This window comes from Paenibacillus sp. FSL R5-0744 (assembly GCF_037972555.1).
Classification (GTDB): domain Bacteria; phylum Bacillota; class Bacilli; order Paenibacillales; family Paenibacillaceae; genus Paenibacillus_AQ.
Map to the genome: position 1 here is coordinate 1,294,667 of NZ_CP150228.1, position 20,860 is coordinate 1,315,526.

Sequence of the window (20,860 nt, forward strand, 5' to 3'; positions counted from 1 at the left end):
TATAAAGGGATTAATATTGGGTAGCAACTACTCCTTTCTAAGTTAGTCATGATATACTTATAATATACTCACAACTTATTTATAATTTACATACATTTTACGTAACTGTTTATCCTCAAAAACAAAACCTTTTTATACTGAGGTTGTACTTGAGGAGGTGGAACCTTTGCTTAAATTACAAAACATAAGCAAGCATTACGATAACAAGGTTGTTCTAGAGGATATTAGTCTAGACATCCAAGCAGGGGAAATTGTCTCCTTACTCGGCCCCAGCGGGAGTGGCAAAACCACCTTGCTAAACATCATCTTGGGACTTTCAGAGATGGAGCAGGGGCAAATCATTTTTAATGATCAAGATTTAAGCAATGTACCCATGAAGAAACGCGGATTTAATATAGTGTTCCAGGATTATGCGCTCTTCCCCAACCTTAATGCTTACGAAAATATCGTTTATGGTCTGAAAAATAAAAAGGGATTAACGTCGGAGCATGAGGTTCAGGAGTATATCGAGTTTCTGGAATTAAAGCCGCATTTAACGAAGAAGATCGGCGCTCTATCGGGTGGGCAGAAGCAAAGGGTGGCTTTGGCAAGAACGCTCGTAATGAAGCCCAAATTATTACTGCTCGATGAACCTCTAAGCGCACTGGATGGAATCATCAAGGAATCTATTAAAGCTCGGATTAAATCCATCGCCAGAGAATATAAGCTTACGACGATTATCGTCACCCATGACCCGGAAGAGGCGTTAACCCTGTCGGATAAAATTCTCATCATTAATCAAGGTCATATTGCCCAATTCGGAACACCTCAAGAGATCATTCAACAACCTAGCAATGATTTTGTAAAAGAATTTATTCTGGGGCAACTGCAAGTGAAACGGGAAAATATCTATAACCTGTTCGGTGAACATTATGCCTAAAGCTAAACCGGAAATGCGGATCATTTTTATCCCAATCGTATTGTTATTTATCGTTTTCCTGATCTTGCCACTGGCAGTTTTATTTATCCGCTCGTTTGAAACGGGCCAAGGTTATTCGGTATCCAATTATCTCACCATTCTGGCAGATCAAGAGATTCGAGAGTCCATCGGAAATAGTATGAAGGTCTCCGGTGTTACGGCACTCATCACGACTGTTCTAGCCTTTATCCTAGCCTATTCTATCCACTGTACAAGAATCTATCGCCCGTTAAAAAGCATCATTAGAACTGGAATCCTAATTCCGATGCTGTTGCCTACGATTACTTACGGTTTTGCGATAATGTACTCTTTTGGCAACCAGGGACTGATTACTAAAATTTTCGGACGGAATTTATTCGAGATTTATGGATTTAATGGTCTGTTGATAGGCTACGTAATTTATACCTTACCTTCAGCTTTCCTGTTGATTCATAATTCGTTCAAGTACATTGATAAAAAGTTCATCGTCGTATCCAAGCTTATGGGGGATGGGACGCTGCGAAGCTTCATGAACACCATCGTTCGGCCTTTGTGGGGGACTCTGGGAGGGGCGTTTGTTCTTTCTTTTATCCTAAGCTTCACGGATTTTGGGATCCCTGCATCGGTGGGGGGGACGTATAACGTGGTTGCTACTCAGCTGTATCAGGTCATGCTTGGGGCTATACCGGATTTCAACAATGGGGCAGTTATTGCTGTACTGATGTTAATACCGGCGGCGTTCGGGGTTGTACTGTTAACGTATCTTGAAAAATTCAACTTCCATTATGACAAGGTGACTGAAATCGAGATGATCCCGAATAAAGGCAGAGATTCGGTTCTTGGACTAATCTCATCCGTGATTCTAATCGGTCTACTAGCTGTATTTGCAGTCATGTTCGTTGCACCACTGATGAATGGCTATCCTTATGATCTTACGTTTACATTCAAGCATTTTGTGGATGTTTTTCAATCAAGCGATTTAATCAATGTATATAAAAATTCCTTGCTCGTAGCAGGACTGACGGCAATCGTAGGTACGATCGTGGCTTATGCTGCGGCTATCATCAATGTGCGAACGCCTATAAAAGGGAAAGCGACTTTTGACATCCTATCGATGGTGACGAACACGGTACCGGGTATGGTCCTTGGTCTGTCGTATCTACTTCTGTTCAATAACAGCAGTCTCAAAGGAACCTTTACGATTCTTGTGCTCTGTACCCTTGTTCATTACTTTACGACTCCTTATTTGATGGCAAAGAACTCTCTGGCGAAAATGAATCCATCGTGGGAGACCACTGCTGAATTATTAGGTGACAGCTGGCTGCAGACGATACGCCGGGTCATTCTACCGAACTCTGCATCCACGGTGATAGAGATGGCCAGCTACTATTTTATCAATGCGATGGTGACCATTAGCGGAATTATCTTTCTAGTGACTGCCCAAACCTCGGTAGTTGCCAGCAAAATAAAAGAGCTGCAGCATTTCGCCAAATTTAATGAGGTGTTTGTCCTATCCATCCTGATCTTTTGCACCAACCTTATCATTAAGCTCCTAGGTGACTATCTCCAGAAACGGCACTCAAACTCTCGTTAGTTAACGATTTTAAATATAAAAAAACCAGTTAAAGTGAGGGAGAAATTATGTCTAAGAGAATTAAGGGATTCAAAGGAATTATGTTGTCTATCGTGGCTTTGAGTTTGGTGTTCACAATAGCAGGTTGTGGAAATAAAGCAGCGGGTGATGCGAGTAAAGTAGTGATTTTGACCAATGCGGATGAAGAAGCTGTAGCCTCTATGGAGACTGCGCTAAAAGGTGCGGGGTACGAAGGGCAATATCTCTTTCAATCCTTGGGCACTTCTGAGCTGGGTGGAAAGCTGATGGCAGAGGGAGACAAAATTGAGGCTAACCTGATCACGATGAGCTCTTATTTTGTAGAAAGTGCGCAAGAGAAACATGGCATGTTTAAAGATCTATCGTTTACGACTAACGCGCTAGATTCCTATCCAGCGTACTATACGCCGATTTTGGCGAATACCGGTGCTATTTTTGTAAACACAGCGGTGCTTAAAGATAAGGGCTTGGCGATGCCAACGTCCATTAAGGATTTAACAAAACCAGAATTTAAAGGCTTGGTATCTGTTCCGAACATTATGGACTCTTCGACAGGCTGGTTGTTGGTTCAGGCGATTATTTCGCAATACGGGGAAGAAGAAGGTGAAACGGTTCTGCATGATTTAGTTGCTAATGTAGGCCCACATCTGGAAAGCTCTGGTTCCGGTCCGATTAAAAAGGTAAAAGCAGGAGAAGTAGCTGCAGGCTTTGGACTTCGTCATCAGGCAGTATTAGCTAAAGAAGAAGGCGCACCGATTGACTATGTAGATCCAACGGAAGGTAACTTCTCGCTTACAGAATCCGTAGCCGTGGTGAAAAAAGACGATGCAACGACAGAGCTGGCTATGAAAATGGCAGAAACGATTATTAAAGATGCTAGAAAAGACTTAATTACAAATTACCCAGTGGCTCTGTATAAAGATGAAACGGTTAGTGATATCCATAAGCCTGCACACAGTATGAAATTTGTTAAGCCGTTGACTGTGGAACTGCTGGAGCAACATCAACAATTCTTTAAAGAATCGAAATAAATAAGATTAAAACAAGGAGTGAAGGGCCATGAACAACTATAAATTGCTGACACCCGGTCCATTGACAACTACTAACACGGTCAAAGAGCAAATGCTCTTTGACCGTTGTACTTGGGACCAGGACTATAAGAACATTACACAACAAATCAGATCCAGACTTCTGGATTTGGCAAGGGCAACGAACGATGAATATACGGCAGTTCTCATGCAGGGTAGTGGTACGTTTGCAGTGGAATCTGTGCTGACTACAGCGATTTCAGCGGATGATAAGCTTTTGATTATTACAAACGGTGCCTACGGAGAACGTATTGTGCAAATGGCGCAATATATCGGACTCCATTATCGTGTGTATAGTGCCCTATATAATGAATTCCCCCAAGAGGCAGAGCTTAGAGGGATTCTTAAAGAGGATCCAGCCATTACGCACATTGCGATGGTGCATTGCGAGACGACGACAGGGATTCTTAACCCGCTGGAGATGATCTCACAACTGGCAAAAGCCTACGATAAAACATTAATTATCGACGCGATGAGCAGCTTCGGTGGAATAGAGATTGATGTACCTGGGCTTGAAATTGACTATTTAATCAGCAGCGCCAATAAATGTATTCAGGGTGTTCCGGGATTTGGGTTTGTCATTGCAAAGCTGGATAAGCTGCTCACATGTAAAGGGAATGCACGTAGTCTATCACTTGATCTATACGATCAATGGAAGGCGATGGACGCGGATGGGAAATGGCGCTATACGTCTCCGACCCATGTAGTGGCTGCATTTTCGAAAGCGATTGAAGAACTGATCGAAGAAGGTGGCATTCCTGCAAGGGCAGCAAGATACCAGAATAATAACCGCATACTGAGAGAAAGACTTGCGAGAATAGGAATAGAGGCGTATATCACAGACGATAAGCAGTCTCCTATTATAACCACCTTTCTTTTTCCGAACGAGACATTCAGCTTTGAAGATTTCTATGAATATGTGAAAGAAAAAGGCTACGTCCTCTACCCAGGCAAATTAACGGAGCACGACACCTTCCGGATTGGGAATATTGGTGAGATTTACGAAGAAGATATTCAGAACTTATGTAATATTATCGAAGCATACATGGGAGGAATGACACAATGAATCAAGTCGAAGGCGTAATTCTGGATTGGGCAGGAACAGCGGTTGATTTTGGCTGCTTTGCACCGGTGAATGTGTTCCTTGATATTTTTCGGGAAGCTGGGCTTGAAGTTACGATGCAGGAAGCAAGAGCCCCTATGGGGATGCTGAAAATAGATCATATCCGTTCGATGTTATCCATGCCAAGAGTAGGTGCCTTGTGGGAAGAAAAGTATGGCAGAGCTTTTACTGAACAGGATGTAGAGAACCTGTATGCTGAATTCGAACCGGCATTGATGGCATCCTTATCCGAATATACTGATCCGATTCCGCAGGTTATTGAGACCGTCCAATTGCTCAGAAGCCAAGGACTAAAGATTGGTTCAACGACTGGATATACAGAGTCCATGATGGATGTTGTAATTCCGAATGCCGCTGGGAAGGGCTATCAACCGGATTATGTAATCACGCCAGATGGAACGCATTCACTGGGAAGACCTTACCCGTATATGATTTATCATAATATGGAAGCTTTAAAGTTATCGGCAGCATGGAAGGTTGTTAAGGTAGGCGATACGATTTCAGACATTCAAGAAGGTGTTAATGCAGGCGTCTGGTCCGTAGGTGTAATCATTGGAAGCTCTGAAATGGGCTTAAGCCAGGAGGAATTTAATGCACTTTCAGACGTGGAGAAGGAAATGGTGATCTCAGCGACACAAACCTCTTTTATTCAAAACGGGGCAGACTTTACGATTCAATCGATGAGTGAGCTGCCTCAGCTGATTGGGCGAATCAATGTACTGATTTCTCAAGGAATCAGACCTTATGCGAGATAATCATGAGCTGAAAAGAGAAGGTGACATCAACTTTAGCCCTTTGCGGACAGAGTGGATGACCCAGTTAAGCGCTGTGAGTATAGATAGGATCGAAGCGGACGTGCGTGCATATATGCGACAATCCATGTCAACGCCGTGCTTGAACAGTATCGTAGATGCTGAGGGATGTTATATCACAGATGTGAATGGACGCAAATATCTTGATTTTCATGGAAATAGCATTCATCAGATTGGCTACAAGAATCCATACGTAACTGAAGCTGTGAAAAAACAGCTCGACGAGCTACCGTTCATTCCAAGAAGATTTACGGCAGATATTGCGGTGAAAGCTGCAGAAGCTTTAATCAACAAAACGACCTCGAAGGACTATAAAGTATTATTTACGCCTTCCGGAAGTGCAGCTGTAGGTCTGGCCCTTAAGGTTGCTCGAAAATGGACGGGGAAGCATAAGGTCATTTCCATGTGGGAGTCCTTTCATGGCGCGGGGCTGGACACGATCGCTGTCGGAGGAGAATACGTGTTTAAAAAGGACATGGGCCCGCAAATGCCAGGAATGCTGAAAGCCATTCCTTTTAACGCATACCGCAACCTGCTGGGAAGTCATTCCCATGAAGCAGTGGCTACCTTCTGCCTCGACTATCTGGAATATATGATTCAGCATGAGGGAGAGATCGGGGCGATCTTACTTGAGCCTATTCGGGCGACGGATACGCATATCCCGCCTATCTCTTATTTCACAAGATTAAGAAAAATATGTGATGAATATGGGATTCTACTGATTTTTGATGAGATTCCTACAGCGCTGATGCGAAGCGGTAGGTTCTACGTCCATCAGAATTTCAATATCGAACCGGATATCCTCGTGCTAGGAAAAGGGTTAGGTGGAGGGGTGATCCCGCAAGCAGCGGTGCTTACCAGAACGCAATATGATTGTGCGGGGGATATTTCTTTGGGGCACTATACCCATGAGAAACCGGCGTTAGGAAGTGCAGCGATCTGTGCCACCATCGATTATATCGATGACTTAAATCTGCAGGAACAATGTATCAGCAGGTCTGAATTTGTAAGAGGGAAGCTTGACACTCTGTCGGCTAAACATCTTTGCATAGGAGATATCCGTATTGCTGGACTACTGATTTCTATTGAACTTGTGAAGTCCAGAGACACCAAAGAGAAGAATGAGGAATTAGCTGAGCGAGTACTGTATTATTGCTTGGAGAAGGGTCTTTCTTTTAAATTGGCTGGAGGAAACTGCATCACTTGGCATCCTCCGCTTATTGTATCTGAAGAGCAATTAACTTTTGCTGTTAATCTTCTGGATGAAGGATTGTGTAAATATAGTTGAGAGATAGGCAAGCTTCAAAACAGGTTTCTTCCGCTCCGTACATGGGGGGAGAAACCTGTTTTGTCGTTTAAGGAATGAAGACCTGCTCTTTTTGGGTAAGTTTAGAGTAACAGTTGAGCCAATAGATGAGATGAAGGGGACGGAAGTCCAAACATTCACCGCAGTTACAAGGTAGATTAATTATACGAATGGGCTGGAGCAGCATTTAAAAAGATACGCAACAGCTCGTCCACCGCAGTGTCTAGACGGGAATGATTGTTAGCTGCAAGCCAATCCTCTTGCACGATGATGTAGCTGCAGGAGCTGCTTTTTAAATAGTTGTATATAATTTGTGCTTCGTCAATTTCATGGCGAGTAATTGCTGCCGGGGCCTGGTTAAGTTCACCGCAGAAAGTGTCCATAATCGCTGATGTTATAACGGCTTGCAGGTAGGTAATATCGGGTTGATCGTATTCGAGCTTAGTATGCGCCAGGATACGATTGCCTTTGAGCAATATGAGTTTAAGCGTCTGTTCATCCATGGCCTCAAGGATCGCGATATTCTGATTCTCTGCAGCGAATTCGATAACCTTCTCTTTGTGATTCAGGAAGCTGATGGCTCCGATGTAATCCCTATATTTGGCGGCGGTTTCGAAGTCAAATTGCTCTGCAGCTTCAGTCATCTGTTGCTCCATCTCCACAAGGAGACTGGAATCCGTTCCGTTTAGTAGGGCTATGACTTTATCAATGATTGTATTATATTGAACGGCAGCATCGCCGCCAGCACACATCCCTATGCATAAGCCAAGCGAATGGTTTAGGCATAAAGAATTTTTGAAGCTTGGATTGCTGCAAAGGATTTTTGAGCTTTCCTTGATGCCTTGCACGGCTCTTTCCACGGTACTTCTGCTCGTGTAGGGGCCCCAAATATGGTTACCTTTTTGAACAGCAGGATCATAGGTAATCTCTAACGAAGGCATTTTATCATCCGTTCCTATTACGATATACGTATAGGCTTGCGGATTTTTCATTTTTCTATTGTACATGGGCTTTATTTCTTTAATTAATTTGCACTCCAGCATAAAAGCTTCAAATTCGGTATCTGTAAGGATAATATCCAAATCTTTAATATGTCGAACGAGCTGTTTTACCTTTGGGGAATGAGACTTCGAGTTTTGAAAATAGGATTTCACTCTCCGTTTCAGCTGTTTCGCCTTACCCACATATATAATATGGCCAAGGCCATCCTTCATGAGATACACGCCGGGAGTCAGGGGAAGGCTTTTAAGTTTTTCTGTTAAATGAATAGTAACCCCGCCCTCTCATAAGAGTTGTTTGACTGATAGTTTTAGTATAAGCCTGCAACCTTCATTTGTTCAAATCAGTCTAAAGAGCGAGGGATCAAAAACGAGGAGGGATCTTATGTACTTCGCAAGAAATATCGGTGGTTTGGCGCTGATAGCAGCTATGTTATGGCTTACAGCATGCAGAGGAACGCCAGAAGCGGGAACGGAACCGAAGGTGACCCCAGAACAGACGCAAATGCAGATGCCTGAGCAAACGCCAGAGCAGACACAAACTGCACAACCAGCGGCTACTACGGAGCCACTACAGGAGACGGAGCCATCAAGCACGGATCAGCCACTGGATCAGGAGGGACTTCCGCCAACTGTAGAGGAAGCTGCGACGACAGTCATAAGGTCTATTAAAAATAAGGATATGAAGCAATTGGCCGCATGGGTACATTCAGATAAAGGGTTACGTTTTTCTCCATACGCATACGTAGATACGAAGAATGATCTTGTATTCAGCAAGGATGAAGTGGAAGGATTAATGAATGACTCTACCAAAAGAGTCTGGCGAACATTTGCTGGATCGGGTGATTTAATTGAGCTGACATTCGCAGATTACTACAAGCGGTTTGTCTACGATGCAGACTTCATTCAGACGGCCGAAATTGCTGTGAACAAGGGGCTTGGGCAAGGTACAACGATCAATAACTTGAACGAAGTGTATCCCAAGGAGCAATATGATTTCGTTGAATATCATATTACTGGCATCGATCCTTCTGTCGAAGGGATGGACTGGCGCAGCCTGCGTCTAGTTTTCGAGAAGATTGGAGAGGATCATGCACTAGTAGGCATTATTCACGATCAATGGACACCCTGAGAAGTAAGAAATTCTTATTAGTCCTTGGGTAGTTTAGAACATGGGGGAGAACCCAAAAAACGAAGGTGCCTCAGTAGCCATTTTACGGCTTTTGGGGCACCTTCGTTTGATTCGTTCCATAAGAATCGAGTCCGGAGCTTTTATTGCGTAGCGCTAGATGTAGATCCAGATACCGATTTAGCGATCGCTTTATATCCCTCTGGCAGATAAGTGACAACAGATGCTTTTGAGATCACCTGTGCGTACATTTTTCCTGGATCAGGAGCAGTCACATTAAAATAAATCACAGCGGTCTTGTCTTTGCCAAATTCGATTCGCTCAATCACTAGTCCATATCCAGAATGCGGTAAGTTGTTAACGGTCAATGTAGCCTTGTTTACTCCTTCACCCGCTTTGGTTAGTGTAACCTCAGTCTCATAGGTTGGAGTAGTAGGGCTGCCATTAGACACAATTACGCGTTTGGCAAAAGCAGCTGCATCGTAGGTCATCGCGGCTGCTTCCGAACGGGTAATGGCATCATTTGGCCGGAAATTACCGTTCTTATCGAGTGTGGCGATATGTGTATTCAACAGGATCTGGAGACTATTTATAACCTCTGTAGAAAGTTTATCGCCATCCTTAATGTCTACATACATGAGTGTAACCGGGAAGTTACCTTTACTTTGCAGTGCTTGCGTCAATAAGTGAGCGAACTGAGCACGGGTGATGGTTCCGTTAGGATCTACTGTTCGATCAAGTGAAAGACCATTTTGCTTGGCAGTCAGGAAGGCTGAAGCATACCAAGATTTGTCGTTCACCTTATCAAAATAATCACTAGCTTTGGATGAGCTGTTACCCGCCTCTGGCTTCGGAGACAGATTCAGACCCCCAACGATGAACTGAATCCCTTGGGCAAAGCTTACTTTAGATTTAGGCGCGAACTTATCTTTGTCTACTCCATTTATAATCCCCTCTTTATGCAGGGAGTTAATTTTTGCTTCCGCAGGATCACCTTTCAAATCCGAAAAAGCAAAAGCAGATGCTCCAAATGACAGGCTTGCTGCTAGAATACCGCAGGCTATCGTCATTGTTTTGACATTACTTATGAATAATGATTTCTTCATTATGCGTCACCTCCATACTCTTAGATGGTAGATTAGACCAAAATGTTGCAGGCAATTTAAAATATTATAAAGATTCAAGTAAAACGTTATCCGCGAAGGAGTGACTCGGCACCATCTACATAGATCTCAGTTCCTGTGACATGGAAAGACTCATCCGAGGCGAGAAATAATACTAGATTGGCTACTTGTTCAGGTTTACCGGGCGCATCTTCCAGAGGATGATTGCCTTTTGGAAATTCTACAGGAATCTTCACTTCTTGAAGATCATCACTCTTATCCGTATTATCTCCAATTTGAGTGTCGATCGATCCAGGACAGACCGCATTTACGCGGATACCGTATTGCGCCAGCTCTAGCGCAGCCATTTTCATAAAAGCGACTTGTCCAGCCTTGGAAGAGGAGTACGCAGCAGCGCCGATGTTCGAGAACACTCGATTTCCGTTAATAGAGCTAGTGATAATGATGCTTCCGCCATTTTCTTTCATATGGGGGATAGCATATTTTACTGTGGCAAAGGTACTGCGTAGGTTGGTATCTAGCGTCTGGTCCCAATCTTCGATTTCTAGTGTTTCGATTGGAGCCCATGTACCATTAATGCCAGCATTCGCAAAAATGATATCAATCTTCCGAGCCTCATCCGCAACCTTACGAATACTTTCTTCGACAAGACCTGGATTGGAAACATCGCATTCGATAACTGTAGCTGTTCCTCCAATGGATTCAATTTCACGTTTAGTTTCATAGGATTCCTCAGGGGTGCGATCAAGCATATATACCTTAGCTCCGTGCTGAGCAAACCTTATGGCTGTAGCTTTTCCAATACCGGACCCTGCGCCTGTGACTACTGCAACTTTATTTTGCAATCGTTGATCTAACATGATGAATTTCCTCCTTGGCGTTAGACTTCTTACTTAGTAATTACATACCCGGCATAGCTGAATTTAACCAATTTAGTAGGAGGGTGGAACAACAAGGAGGGATGTATTACTATGAGACATAAGGATGTGTACAATATAAATTTAGATCAATCTAGCTCATGATAGGGGTACTATAGATGATTCAGCAGCAGGGAGCAAAACGGATTAATGTGGGGATATTTGCCCATGTGGATGCCGGCAAGACAACAACAACAGAGCATATTTTGTATGAAAGCGGTCGCATTCGAGCGCTCGGCAGTGTAGACAGTGGGACAGCATTGACCGATTCTATGGATGTGGAGCGGCAACGAGGAATATCCGTTCGGGCGGCATTAGCTTCTTTTGAATGGAAGGGTGTGCAGATCAACCTCGTTGATACACCAGGACACGTCGATTTTCTGTCAGAGGTTGAACGGTCTTTGCGAGTGATGGATTGTGCGGTGCTAATTTTGTCGGCGGTAGAGGGTGTGCAGGCTCAAAGTGAGATGATTTGGAACGCGCTGAGGAAGCTGGGAATACCGACGCTTATTTTTATGAACAAAATGGATCGTGTAGGTGCAGACCCTGAGGCTGTGCTGGCGCAAGCGCGAAATTATTTGTCTAGTGATATCATTCCTGTACAGCAACCCACCGGGAAAGAGCAGGAGTACATAGGCGCAATAGATTTGTGGGGGAGCGATGCCGATCCTGCTGCACAGACTGAATTGTTGGAGGCATTGGCTGAGCGGGATGAAGATCTGCTAGAGACGTATATGTCAGGTAGTTCGATTGATCTTGCAGCTTGGAAAAAATATATGAAGACAGCTTCCGCTTCAGGACGCTTCTTCCCAATGGTTTATGGTGTTGCCGCCAAGGGGCTTGGCATTACTGCATTGCTGGACGCGATGGTTGAGTATTTTCCGCGAGCTGGTGGCAATGTTGAGGGGCCGGTGTCCGGCATTGTCTACAATATTCAGCGTGATAAAAGCATGGGGCGAATGGCGTTTGTCCGCCTTTATGAAGGAACGATCCGTAACCGCGATACGGTAATGAACTACACGCAGAATATTCAGGGAAAAGTGACCCAGATCCGCAAGGTCGAGGGTGGTCGTACTGAGGATGTCGGATCGCTTGAAGCGGGGGATATCGCTGTAATCTATGGTCTTTCAGGGGTACGGATCGGAGATGTACTCGGCCATCCGGAGGCGATTCCGGAGGAAGCGAAGCTGGCTGTACCGCTGCTAACGGTGCGCGTATTCTGGGGAACCGATATGGATGACCATAAGGTTATCGGAGCATTGCAGGAGCTGGCGGATGAAGATCCGCTCTTGGATGCGCAGTGGCTGCAGGATGAGCGAGAGCTGCATATCAAAGTAATGGGACCTATTCAGCTGGAGATTCTGAATAGTGTTCTGGAGGAGCGGTATGCGCTGAAGGTTACCTTCGGTCAGCCTTCTGTCATCTATAAAGAAACGCCAGCCTCTGCTGGGCAAGGCTTTATCGCTTATACGATGCCGAAGCCGTGCTGGGCGATTCTGCGGTTTCAAATTGAGCCCGGACCTCCTGGCAGTGGTTTAGTTTATGATTCGGTAGTGCGGAGTTCCGATCTGCTGCCGCAATATCAGAGCGAGACCGCACGGCGTGTACCAGAAGCCTTGCAACAGGGCTTGTACGGCTGGGAGGTTACCGATCTTAAAGTGACCTTAATCGAGGGACAGCATCATGTATGGCATACCCATCCGCTGGATTTTGCCGTAGCGACTCCTATGGGGATTATGGATGGACTCGCGCGGGTAGGCACTAAACTACTGGAGCCGATTCTTCAGGTTCGCATCGTTGTCCCTGAGGAGAATGGCGGCCGAGTGATGAACGACCTGGTTCAGATGCGCGGCACCTTCGAGCCACCTGTGCTGCAAGGCGAGCGGATGATCATCGAAGGCCGTCTGCCGCTGGCAACGTCGCTTGATTATCCTGTTACTTTAAGCTCCTATACGAAGGGGCGTAGCACGTTCACTTCTTTTTTTGCCGGCTATGAAGAATGTCCTCCAGACGTATCCGCTGAGCGCACCCGCCGGGGCGTGAATCCATTAGATCAGGCGAAATATATATTAAGCGTGCGAAAGGCGCTGCAGGGGTGAGATAAAATGAAGATCAGAGAAGCAACAGCTAGTGATATAGACGGGATCGCTTTCGTCCACGCTACGAGTTGGAAAACCACGTATAAAGGACTAATATCAGACGAGTTTCTTGATAATTTCACAGTAGAAGCTAGAAGGAAGCGCTGGATTCAGAATTTTGAAAATCCCAATAAAGACGAGGTAATGTATGTTGCTGAAGATGAGTCTGGGATGATCATTGGCTTTGCAAATGGAGGGGCGCGAAGAGAGCCGGATCTCTACGATGCGGAGCTTTACGCACTTTATTTGCTTAAGGAACACCAAGGAAAAGGTCTAGGGAAGCAGCTCATAAGAAGTGTAGCACAGAATTTATTGAAGAAAAATTATAGCTCGTTCATGACTTGGGTGCTGGTGGGCAATCCGGCGATTCATTTCTACCACAGCGTTGGGGGAGAGTCTATCTCAAGTATAGAAGTTAAGATAGGGAATGAATTATTAGAAGAAATAAAAATAGGATGGCAAGACATTAGAGGCATAGGGATTGATGAATGACTTTTCACGCAAAAAAAGACTCATAAGGGATACAAAACGCATACCCCTTATGAGTCTCATAATGATTTATTTAATGTACGTACGGCTGACCAGAACATCTGCAATTACATCTGTTGGAATGATGAATTCTCTAACGCCCATGTAGCCAGGAGCCACATCATATTTGTTAAAGGAAATAACCAGCTGGTACTTATCGTTGATATAGAAATCTTGATCTTTAGCTATATTTTCAAATTGATAAAAAAGGTCTTCATTGGGTTCATCTGTTGAAATCCAGTAGAACATATCTTTATCTGCTTTCATTTGGGAGCGCATCTGTTCTTTAATATTTTCACTTATGATACTGATATATCGATCATCCTTAAATAACATAGGCAGACTTAGCAGGATTTGATTCTTCTTGTCTATCGTATCGTGCTGCATTGTTGTTGACGATGAACCTACGGTATTTACCACGTATCTGCTAATAGCAAATAGCTCAGAATTGTCCGTTTTAACCTCAAAGCCTGTGTCGACCCCTAAATGCCCCTCTCCGGATTGCTTTAAAGACTCCATCTCTGCTTGAAACTCATCATATAGTTTTTTGTTTTCTTCGAGATATTTTTCATTCAGAGTCGATTCCAGCTCTTTATTCTCTAGGTTAGTAATGATGGGGACCTTTATGTCTGCATTATAGGTCTGTTCATCCACTCTGTATTCTCTAAAAGTTAGCACTTTAACAATACTGTCTACACCAGGTATAGCAGAGAAGGCATTGGCAATGTTAACATTGACATTAATTCCAATTACGAAAAATAGGGCTGCCGCACAAACTCCAGATATCCACTGGTAACGTATTCTTCTTATCTTCCTTTTCTTTAATGCTTTACTTACAACGAAATCTAATTCCTCAGGAATAGGGAGTTTGTTATAATCTTCTATAATTTTTTTGATTTGGTTATCCATTCTAATTGATCTCCTTTGAGGATTCTTCCTGCATGTTGACTCTTAATAACTGGAGTGCTTGATATAGTCTAGTCTTTACTGTATTGACGTTTTCATTTAATACTTCCGCAACTTCCTCGATCTTTAAATCTTCGATATATCTAAGGACGATGACATTTCGATACTTAAGGGGGAGATCATCCAGCGATCTTTCTAAATCAATATCTGGATACACGTCTACCGCACCAGGGATAAAAAAGTCGAGTGCTTCATCATCTACCGGTTGAACTCTTTTATGTTTCCTCAGAAAATCTAGTGAGGTAGTTACTACGATTCTAAACAACCAACTCTTTACGGATTCTGGTTTTTTTAGCAACCCTATAGAGGAGAGAGCTTTATAAATCGAATCCTGAACAACATCTAATGCATCCTCTTTGTTCTTCACATAGCTGTAAGCTAGACGGTATATGTTCTCCTTGTTATCTGTAATACAAAGAGTGAGTAATTTCTCTTTATTCCTCTTAAGCATATTCGTAAAACCCTTCTCTTTTTATATTGCGTAGCTTTAGTTTGTTAGATTACTATTCTCATTGATTCTCCTTTTGTATGGCTTTAGCTACAAGTGCGGCATAGGATTTGGCACCTTCTCGTTTTAGATGAACGCCATCCTCATAGAAGTAAGAATCCTTTCCTTCGCTTGAGGAATGCCAGTCTACAACCATAGCATTGGGGAATTCTAAAGCCACTTTCTTAAGCAAGGTATTCACAGTATTTTGCCATTTTTTCGGTACACGTGTGTTTACTAGTACGACTTGCTGAACATCTTCAAGTGAAATAAGTAATTTCCGCAATTGATTGGAGTTAAAAGCTCCGTTTGTACCTAGATTAATGATCACTCGAGTGCCAAGTTTCCCCTTCGTCCTAAGTTTATCGACCACTTCTTGTGCCTGTGACATCTGCCTGCCTACCTTACCATCGATAACAATGCCTGGCAGAAGTTCTTGTAGATAAGGAGCAGCATCGAGGATTACGGAATCACCTATCGCAGTAACACCTTTACCTGCTTCTTCTACCTGAGGCTGAGGTTCTGGCTTCTTCGGTGGATCTAATGGTACTGGTACAGGTACAGGTACAGGTACAGGCGTAGGTGTTGGTACATTTTGAGGGGGTACTAGTGTGACATTATGTTCATTCTTATCGGGATTAGTAATAGTGCCTGTATTCGGATCTGCGGATATCTTAGTATCCAAGTTGCTACTGCAGGATATGGACAATATGATTAACGGGACTGCAATAAAGATGAATAAGGGTCGAATCTTGAATTGCAGACGAATGCTTAATTTAGTACACCATCTTCCTAATAAACCTTGACGAATAGGTTCTTCGATATATTTCCACGATAGTGAGGCTAATAGGAGGCTAACTCCCAGCTGAAAAAGAACACGGAAACCATCGAACCCACCTGTATCTACTGTAGGATTAGTTAGAATGATGACTGGATAATGCCATATGTAAATACTATAGGAACGTACGCCAATCCAACGCAAGGGCTTGCAACCCATGATTTTAGCTAGTCGGCTCGCAGGATGTGCGAGTACAGCTATTACAAGTGCGGAAAGGATCGACACGAGAACCAAGCCGCCATAATAAAGAGATTGTCCGTACTCATTCGTCCGCCAAATCATAAGAATGAGGGTGATTAATCCGATTGCACCACTGAAGTCAAGGATATAGCGAGATCTGCGTGAAATCTTATCGGTCAAATTTTGACTCGGCCATGCTAGAGCGAGAGCGGCTCCAATCAGTAGAGCAAAAGCTCGAGTATCAGTACCATAATAGACTCGGCTTGGGTCAACTCCAGGTTGATAGATTAGCGCCATAGCAAGTGCCGAGAGGAATGCCCCTGTTAGACACATCACAATGAGTTTACCTCGTTGAGGTGCAAGGCGTAACCCTACAATAATAACCAATGGCCAAATGAAGTAGAACTGTTCCTCAATAGCGAGCGACCACAAATGACCTATAGGAGAAGGAGGTCCAAAGCTCTCGAAATAAGATACATCGTGAAAAATAAGCCACCAGTTATTGAAGTATAACGTTGAAGATATAAAGTCCCCTTGTAATGCTGCTAATCGTGAACGATCGAACAACAGAAGCCACATAGCAGTGACAAAAAGCATGACAAACATAGCAGGCAATAGCCGTCGCGCTCGTCTGATCCAGAAATCTTTAAGGTCGAACCGTCGGTCTTGCTTCCACCTTTGGATGATTTGATCCGTGATCAAATATCCAGACAGAACGAAGAATATTCCGACCCCTATAAGTCCCCCTGGAGCCCAATTGAGGTCGAGATGATACGCAATAACTGCGATCACAGAGAGTGCGCGAAGTCCATCTATTCCCGGCATATAACGCCTTCTAGTCGTGGAATTGTCAGGTTCTAAAGAGTTAGTCGATGGTGTAACCTTGATTTCTTTCATGGTAGTTCATTCCTTCGTCATCAGTTGTCTTATGTCAGCAAGACGTATGACTAACTTAAAAAAGTTCTTAACTTCTCTTGGTAAATAAAGGAGTGACCATGAATGGATCAGAAATCGGTACACAAGTGCCTATGAATTTAAAAAGGCATTCTAGAACAAAAAATCATTCTGGAATGCCATTAGCCTAATTAGCCGTTCTTAATTTCCACACGTAAAATATCGGTAACCATTTTAACCGGAACGTATATCGTATCGTTCTTTAGGATAGGAGCAGTACCTAAAGTGACAGGAGCCATTTTGGCAAAAAAGTAAGAATCTTTACCTAAGGTAACATTTGTCCACTGTGCACCTTTCTTTAGCTCAGCTGAGCGCGACGTTTGATTCCACTTGATTTCATATCCTAAACGATTCGCCACATCTCGTAATGACACCATTGAAACCCCATTAGCATTCTTAAATGTAGCTATTGTACTTAAATCGAGCTTCGGGTTGTTCGTAATATGGGTACTGAAACGAAATTCAGGAGTTCCCATGGCGCCTGGAGCAATACTATATTTAGGGAAGAGGATGACAACCTCACCATTTTCAATATAAAAACCTTGTTCTTCGTCGATCCCTTTGAAATCCTCAATAAAATAGTTCTCAGGTTCCTCATTGATCTTCGCAAGGATACCGGCATTCAACTTTTCCTTAAAGTCGTTTCCAAAGAAATCTGACAAGGCAATCCGCTTCGCTTGTTTCGTATTAAATACATTGTATGTATCTACACGAGGCATACCCGTTCCACCAGTTTCACCTTGAGAAGTAACGACAAGTGATATCATTCCAGAAGGGTTATCCGTTTTATTTTCCTTTAAGTCATAAATAATATTAAGCTCATATGGGCGATACTCAAAACCAGCCTTTTTAGCGTCTGCAGCTGCTTCAGTTGCATCCTTTTCCCAAAGAGCAAGGTCTTTCTGCGCATTAGAGAGAATGACACTGTTGATCTCTTCTTGAGCCTTCGTATCCAACATACCTACGATCTGTGGCACTTTAATATTTGTATTCAGAAGCTCCGTTGAAGATGTGAGAATTACTTCTTTGATTTGGATCCCAGTGTTATTGATGGTGGAAATCGTTACAGCTGAAATCGGGGCATTGATGGCAGGCTTAGTCGTGTTCACTGCATCAGCAAAAGCAGTGCCATTCATTGGTAACATGCCAGCGCTTATTCCCATAACCGTTAATCCGACTACACCAAACTTCAATACGTTAAAAGGGCTCTTTTTCATTGTTTGTTCACGCTCCATTTAGTTGTAATAAGTGTGTTATTAGCGCACTTACTAGCAAGACGTATTAGGAGTGTTGAAAAGTTTGGGGGGGATAAATGTTGATCGAAATTCGTCATCCCGCAAGAGTTCCTTTGATAGTCACTCCGAACCCTTTTCAGCCTTCTTCCGCGCCCGGAACCGCCGCACCTTCATGAGGTTGCCACAGGCCTTGTCATCGCAGTACCGCTTAGAGCGGTTGCGTGTATCATCATAGTACACCCAGAGACAATTAGGATTCTCGCAGATACGGAATCTTGAGGGTTCTTTTTCAAGCAAAGCCTCCGCAAAAGACGCCGCTATCTCCGCCATCACCTGCTCCCAACCGCTATGTAGTGGCAATAATGAAATCTCCGCTTGCTCGGCACTTTTCCATATCATTCGCCGCGTAACAGGACCCTTGTCCATATAGATATTGAGCTGCTTCAGCATTTCTCCATCCATCGATTTTCCTTGTACAATAGTCTGTACCCAGTCCCATAGTAGGGATCGAAGCTTCTTTAGCTGTTCCAGTTCTATCGTATTCGGCAGCTGTGTTTCTAACAGAGCATGCTTCTTCAGCCATTTCGCAATCCACTCCGGATCTTCGAGTTCATCCCGATCCTTATTCTTATCTCCTGTTCGCCAATCCCGCCAGTAACTATTAATGAAATCCTCCCACAACAAGTCCTGTTCATCCTTTCCGCACAACTCTCGATTACAACGATTGTAACAGTTAAAATTGTGATTAGCTAGTTACTTGATTGAATGCTGGAAATATGCTACATTTCTAATGTAACCACTATATGATGGTTTAAGTAGTTACATAATTCAGTAAGTATTAGGAGGTTGAACATGCAAAATAAAATCAGTGAGGTTCTGCTGCAAAATTGGGATTATTGCATGGATATCGAGGATTGGGCCCCGCCGTTAAGTGATGCACTGGAAGGCGTGGACAGTAAACAGGCACTTTGGAAGCCAGAGGGGGGTACAGTCAATTCCATCTGGGAGACGGTTAACCATCTAACATATTATAAGGTGCGTTTGCTGCGAAAGTTAAAAGGGTTGCCCAAACAACCTGATGCTGAAAGCAACGATGATACCTTTACTGTAACAACGGAAGGGGAAGAAGCATGGGCGAAGGCCGTTGCAGACCTGAAGGACGTGCACGCTGCTCTTAGAGAAATCATTGAGGCGTTGGAAGAAGGCGCATATGATTGGGGTGGTTCGGGTCATGCCCCAGGGGAAGAGGTAATGAGTCTTATCCTGCATGATTCATACCACACCGGACAAATTATTATGCTTCGTAAACTGCAAGGCTCCTGGGTTTCCAACCGTAGTTTTAATTAGAACCTCTACAATAAAAATATAAGCCACACTCCACTATACTGGTTTACCTGGTGCAGCGGTCGTGTGGCTTTTCTTTATTTTAACCTTTTGGGGTGCTTCGATATTGAGTCGGCGAGCATCCCATTATTTTTTTGAACAATCTAGAAAAGTAGTAGGGGTCCTGCATCCCGATAGCACTAGAGATTTCTTTAATATGTAGATCGGTTAATGCCAGCAGTTGACTGGCACGCTGCATTTTGAGGCGCAGATAGAATTCAATCGGGGGAACCCCGGTTTCTTGATTAAATAGATAAATTAGATGCTGCTTCGATAACCCCATATGCTTCGCTACATCCGGGAGTGAAATGGAGCTGTTGATTCGATCTGTCATGTAGCGAATGGCTTGCTCAAGATAACGTTCGTTCTTTTTATCTTGCGCAGAGTTCATGGTACTCAATCCCACGTGGCTGATCAGATGACGAATGCACTGAGACACATAGATATGATTACGCATGGCATAAGGCTTATCCGATAACAGGGCATAACATTGCTCGAAATCTTCGATCCATTGGGTATGAAGGTTCAGTGTAAAGGTTAGCGGCTCTACGTCCATGGCATAAGTTTGAATCAACGCAGCGGCATGCGTTCCTTTTAGATGCATCCAGTAGATCGTCCAGGGATTCACATCTGAAGCACCATATCGATGGGGTGTTCCGGCAGGAATGACAGCTAATTGCCGTTCTTTTATTTGAATCAGCTTATTGTGATGACTCTCCATCCACCCTTCACCCTCTACGCAATACATAAGAATATGCGAGTCACATCCTTGTGGACGCTCTCGATAATGAAACTTCGCTCTTGGGAAGCAGCCAATGTCACTTACATAGAAGGAATTTGTTAACGGATTCTCATGTAATTCATTCATCATGAAATCGGGCAGCACAAAAAGCTTCTGCTCATCGAAGCCATCCGGCTTTAATGAGATATCTGTCATGATAACCCTCCTTTTTAAGAACATAATTTATTTATTTGAATTAACAACCTATTCATAAGGAGAATATTATTTTTAGGATAAGAATATTGTCCATCAGTTACAGATTATCGTCAATTGTTTAAAAGCGCATACAACGATAAATTAGAGCTATATCACGAAGGAGGAGAG

The 20,860-nt window shown here is 43.6% G+C and carries 19 protein-coding genes; 10 read left to right on the forward strand and 9 right to left on the reverse strand.

What is annotated here, in order from left to right; genetic code table 11:
- The first annotated feature begins 166 nt into the window (after nt 1-166).
- The 6 genes from MKY19_RS05680 to MKY19_RS05705 are packed head-to-tail and all read left to right on the forward strand — an operon-like array spanning nt 167 to nt 6,860.
- Nucleotides 167-919, forward strand: coding sequence for an ABC transporter ATP-binding protein (locus MKY19_RS05680; protein WP_339801098.1), 753 nt, complete (start codon nt 167-169; stop codon nt 917-919).
- On the forward strand, nt 912-2,531 hold the full coding sequence (locus tag MKY19_RS05685) for an ABC transporter permease subunit (protein WP_339269228.1): 1,620 nt from the start codon (nt 912-914) through the stop codon (nt 2,529-2,531). Before MKY19_RS05680 ends, MKY19_RS05685 begins: the two co-directional genes overlap by 8 nt.
- A 47-nt stretch (nt 2,532-2,578) precedes the next feature.
- Nucleotides 2,579-3,580 carry an extracellular solute-binding protein gene (locus MKY19_RS05690; protein ID WP_339801101.1) on the forward strand — a complete coding sequence of 334 codons (1,002 nt, stop codon included), beginning with the start codon at nt 2,579-2,581 and terminating at the stop codon, nt 3,578-3,580.
- A 28-nt stretch (nt 3,581-3,608) separates the two neighbouring features.
- Nucleotides 3,609-4,703, forward strand: coding sequence for a 2-aminoethylphosphonate--pyruvate transaminase (phnW, locus tag MKY19_RS05695; RefSeq protein ID WP_042185485.1), 1,095 nt, complete (start codon nt 3,609-3,611; stop codon nt 4,701-4,703).
- Complete coding sequence (gene phnX, locus MKY19_RS05700) at nt 4,700-5,515, forward strand: phosphonoacetaldehyde hydrolase (RefSeq protein WP_339801104.1); 816 nt, start codon at nt 4,700-4,702, stop codon at nt 5,513-5,515. Before phnW ends, phnX begins: the two co-directional genes overlap by 4 nt.
- Nucleotides 5,505-6,860, forward strand: a complete 1,356-nt coding sequence (locus MKY19_RS05705; RefSeq protein WP_339801107.1) for an aspartate aminotransferase family protein — start codon at nt 5,505-5,507, stop codon at nt 6,858-6,860. Before phnX ends, MKY19_RS05705 begins: the two co-directional genes overlap by 11 nt.
- 176 nt (nt 6,861-7,036) lie before the next feature.
- Here the strand turns inward: MKY19_RS05705 and MKY19_RS05710 are convergent, their stop codons facing one another.
- Entirely contained in the window at nt 7,037-8,092 is a 1,056-nt protein-coding gene (locus MKY19_RS05710) for a UvrB/UvrC motif-containing protein (RefSeq protein ID WP_339804179.1), read from the reverse strand.
- Nucleotides 8,093-8,261: 169 nt separating this feature from the next.
- On the opposite strand from MKY19_RS05710, the gene MKY19_RS05715 reads away from it, so the two are divergent.
- Nucleotides 8,262-9,008: a hypothetical protein gene (locus MKY19_RS05715; RefSeq protein ID WP_339269237.1), complete on the forward strand. Its 747-nt coding sequence runs from the start codon at nt 8,262-8,264 to the stop codon at nt 9,006-9,008.
- 140 nt (nt 9,009-9,148) lie between these two features.
- Here MKY19_RS05715 and MKY19_RS05720 read toward each other — a convergent pair whose 3' ends face one another.
- Together MKY19_RS05720 and MKY19_RS05725 are read right to left on the reverse strand one after the other, a co-directional pair.
- Nucleotides 9,149-10,111 carry an S-layer homology domain-containing protein gene (locus MKY19_RS05720; RefSeq protein ID WP_339245581.1) on the reverse strand — a complete coding sequence of 321 codons (963 nt, stop codon included), beginning with the start codon at nt 10,109-10,111 and terminating at the stop codon, nt 9,149-9,151.
- An 86-nt stretch (nt 10,112-10,197) separates the two neighbouring features.
- On the reverse strand, nt 10,198-10,989 hold the full coding sequence (locus tag MKY19_RS05725) for an SDR family NAD(P)-dependent oxidoreductase (protein ID WP_042185493.1): 792 nt from the start codon (nt 10,987-10,989) through the stop codon (nt 10,198-10,200).
- Between the two features lie 176 nt (nt 10,990-11,165).
- Between MKY19_RS05725 and MKY19_RS05730 the strand changes: the two genes are divergently transcribed.
- Together MKY19_RS05730 and MKY19_RS05735 are read left to right on the forward strand one after the other, a co-directional pair.
- Entirely contained in the window at nt 11,166-13,145 is a 1,980-nt protein-coding gene (locus MKY19_RS05730) for a translation factor GTPase family protein (RefSeq protein ID WP_339801111.1), read from the forward strand.
- Nucleotides 13,146-13,151: 6 nt separating this feature from the next.
- Nucleotides 13,152-13,676, forward strand: coding sequence for a GNAT family N-acetyltransferase (locus tag MKY19_RS05735; RefSeq protein WP_339269241.1), 525 nt, complete (start codon nt 13,152-13,154; stop codon nt 13,674-13,676).
- A 66-nt stretch (nt 13,677-13,742) separates the two neighbouring features.
- Here MKY19_RS05735 and MKY19_RS05740 read toward each other — a convergent pair whose 3' ends face one another.
- From MKY19_RS05740 to MKY19_RS05760, 5 genes are all read right to left on the reverse strand, one after another.
- The gene (locus MKY19_RS05740) at nt 13,743-14,621 is read right to left on the reverse strand and encodes a DUF3298 domain-containing protein (protein ID WP_339801115.1); all 879 of its coding nucleotides are present in this window, start codon (nt 14,619-14,621) and stop codon (nt 13,743-13,745) included.
- A 1-nt stretch (nt 14,622) separates the two neighbouring features.
- The gene (locus MKY19_RS05745) at nt 14,623-15,129 is read right to left on the reverse strand and encodes a sigma-70 family RNA polymerase sigma factor (RefSeq protein ID WP_076298375.1); all 507 of its coding nucleotides are present in this window, start codon (nt 15,127-15,129) and stop codon (nt 14,623-14,625) included.
- A gap of 58 nt (nt 15,130-15,187) precedes the next feature.
- Nucleotides 15,188-17,080, reverse strand: coding sequence for an acyltransferase family protein (locus tag MKY19_RS05750; RefSeq protein ID WP_339801120.1), 1,893 nt, complete (start codon nt 17,078-17,080; stop codon nt 15,188-15,190).
- A gap of 188 nt (nt 17,081-17,268) precedes the next feature.
- Entirely contained in the window at nt 17,269-18,354 is a 1,086-nt protein-coding gene (locus tag MKY19_RS05755) for a stalk domain-containing protein (protein WP_339801123.1), read from the reverse strand.
- A 138-nt stretch (nt 18,355-18,492) separates the two neighbouring features.
- Nucleotides 18,493-19,056, reverse strand: coding sequence for a CGNR zinc finger domain-containing protein (locus MKY19_RS05760; protein WP_339801126.1), 564 nt, complete (start codon nt 19,054-19,056; stop codon nt 18,493-18,495).
- A 168-nt stretch (nt 19,057-19,224) separates the two neighbouring features.
- Between MKY19_RS05760 and MKY19_RS05765 the strand changes: the two genes are divergently transcribed.
- On the forward strand, nt 19,225-19,719 hold the full coding sequence (locus MKY19_RS05765) for a DinB family protein (RefSeq protein WP_339801129.1): 495 nt from the start codon (nt 19,225-19,227) through the stop codon (nt 19,717-19,719).
- Between the two features lie 79 nt (nt 19,720-19,798).
- Here MKY19_RS05765 and MKY19_RS05770 read toward each other — a convergent pair whose 3' ends face one another.
- A complete protein-coding gene (locus MKY19_RS05770; RefSeq protein WP_339801132.1) occupies nt 19,799-20,692 on the reverse strand; it encodes an AraC family transcriptional regulator in 894 nt (297 codons plus the stop codon).
- Nucleotides 20,693-20,860 lie beyond the last annotated feature (168 nt).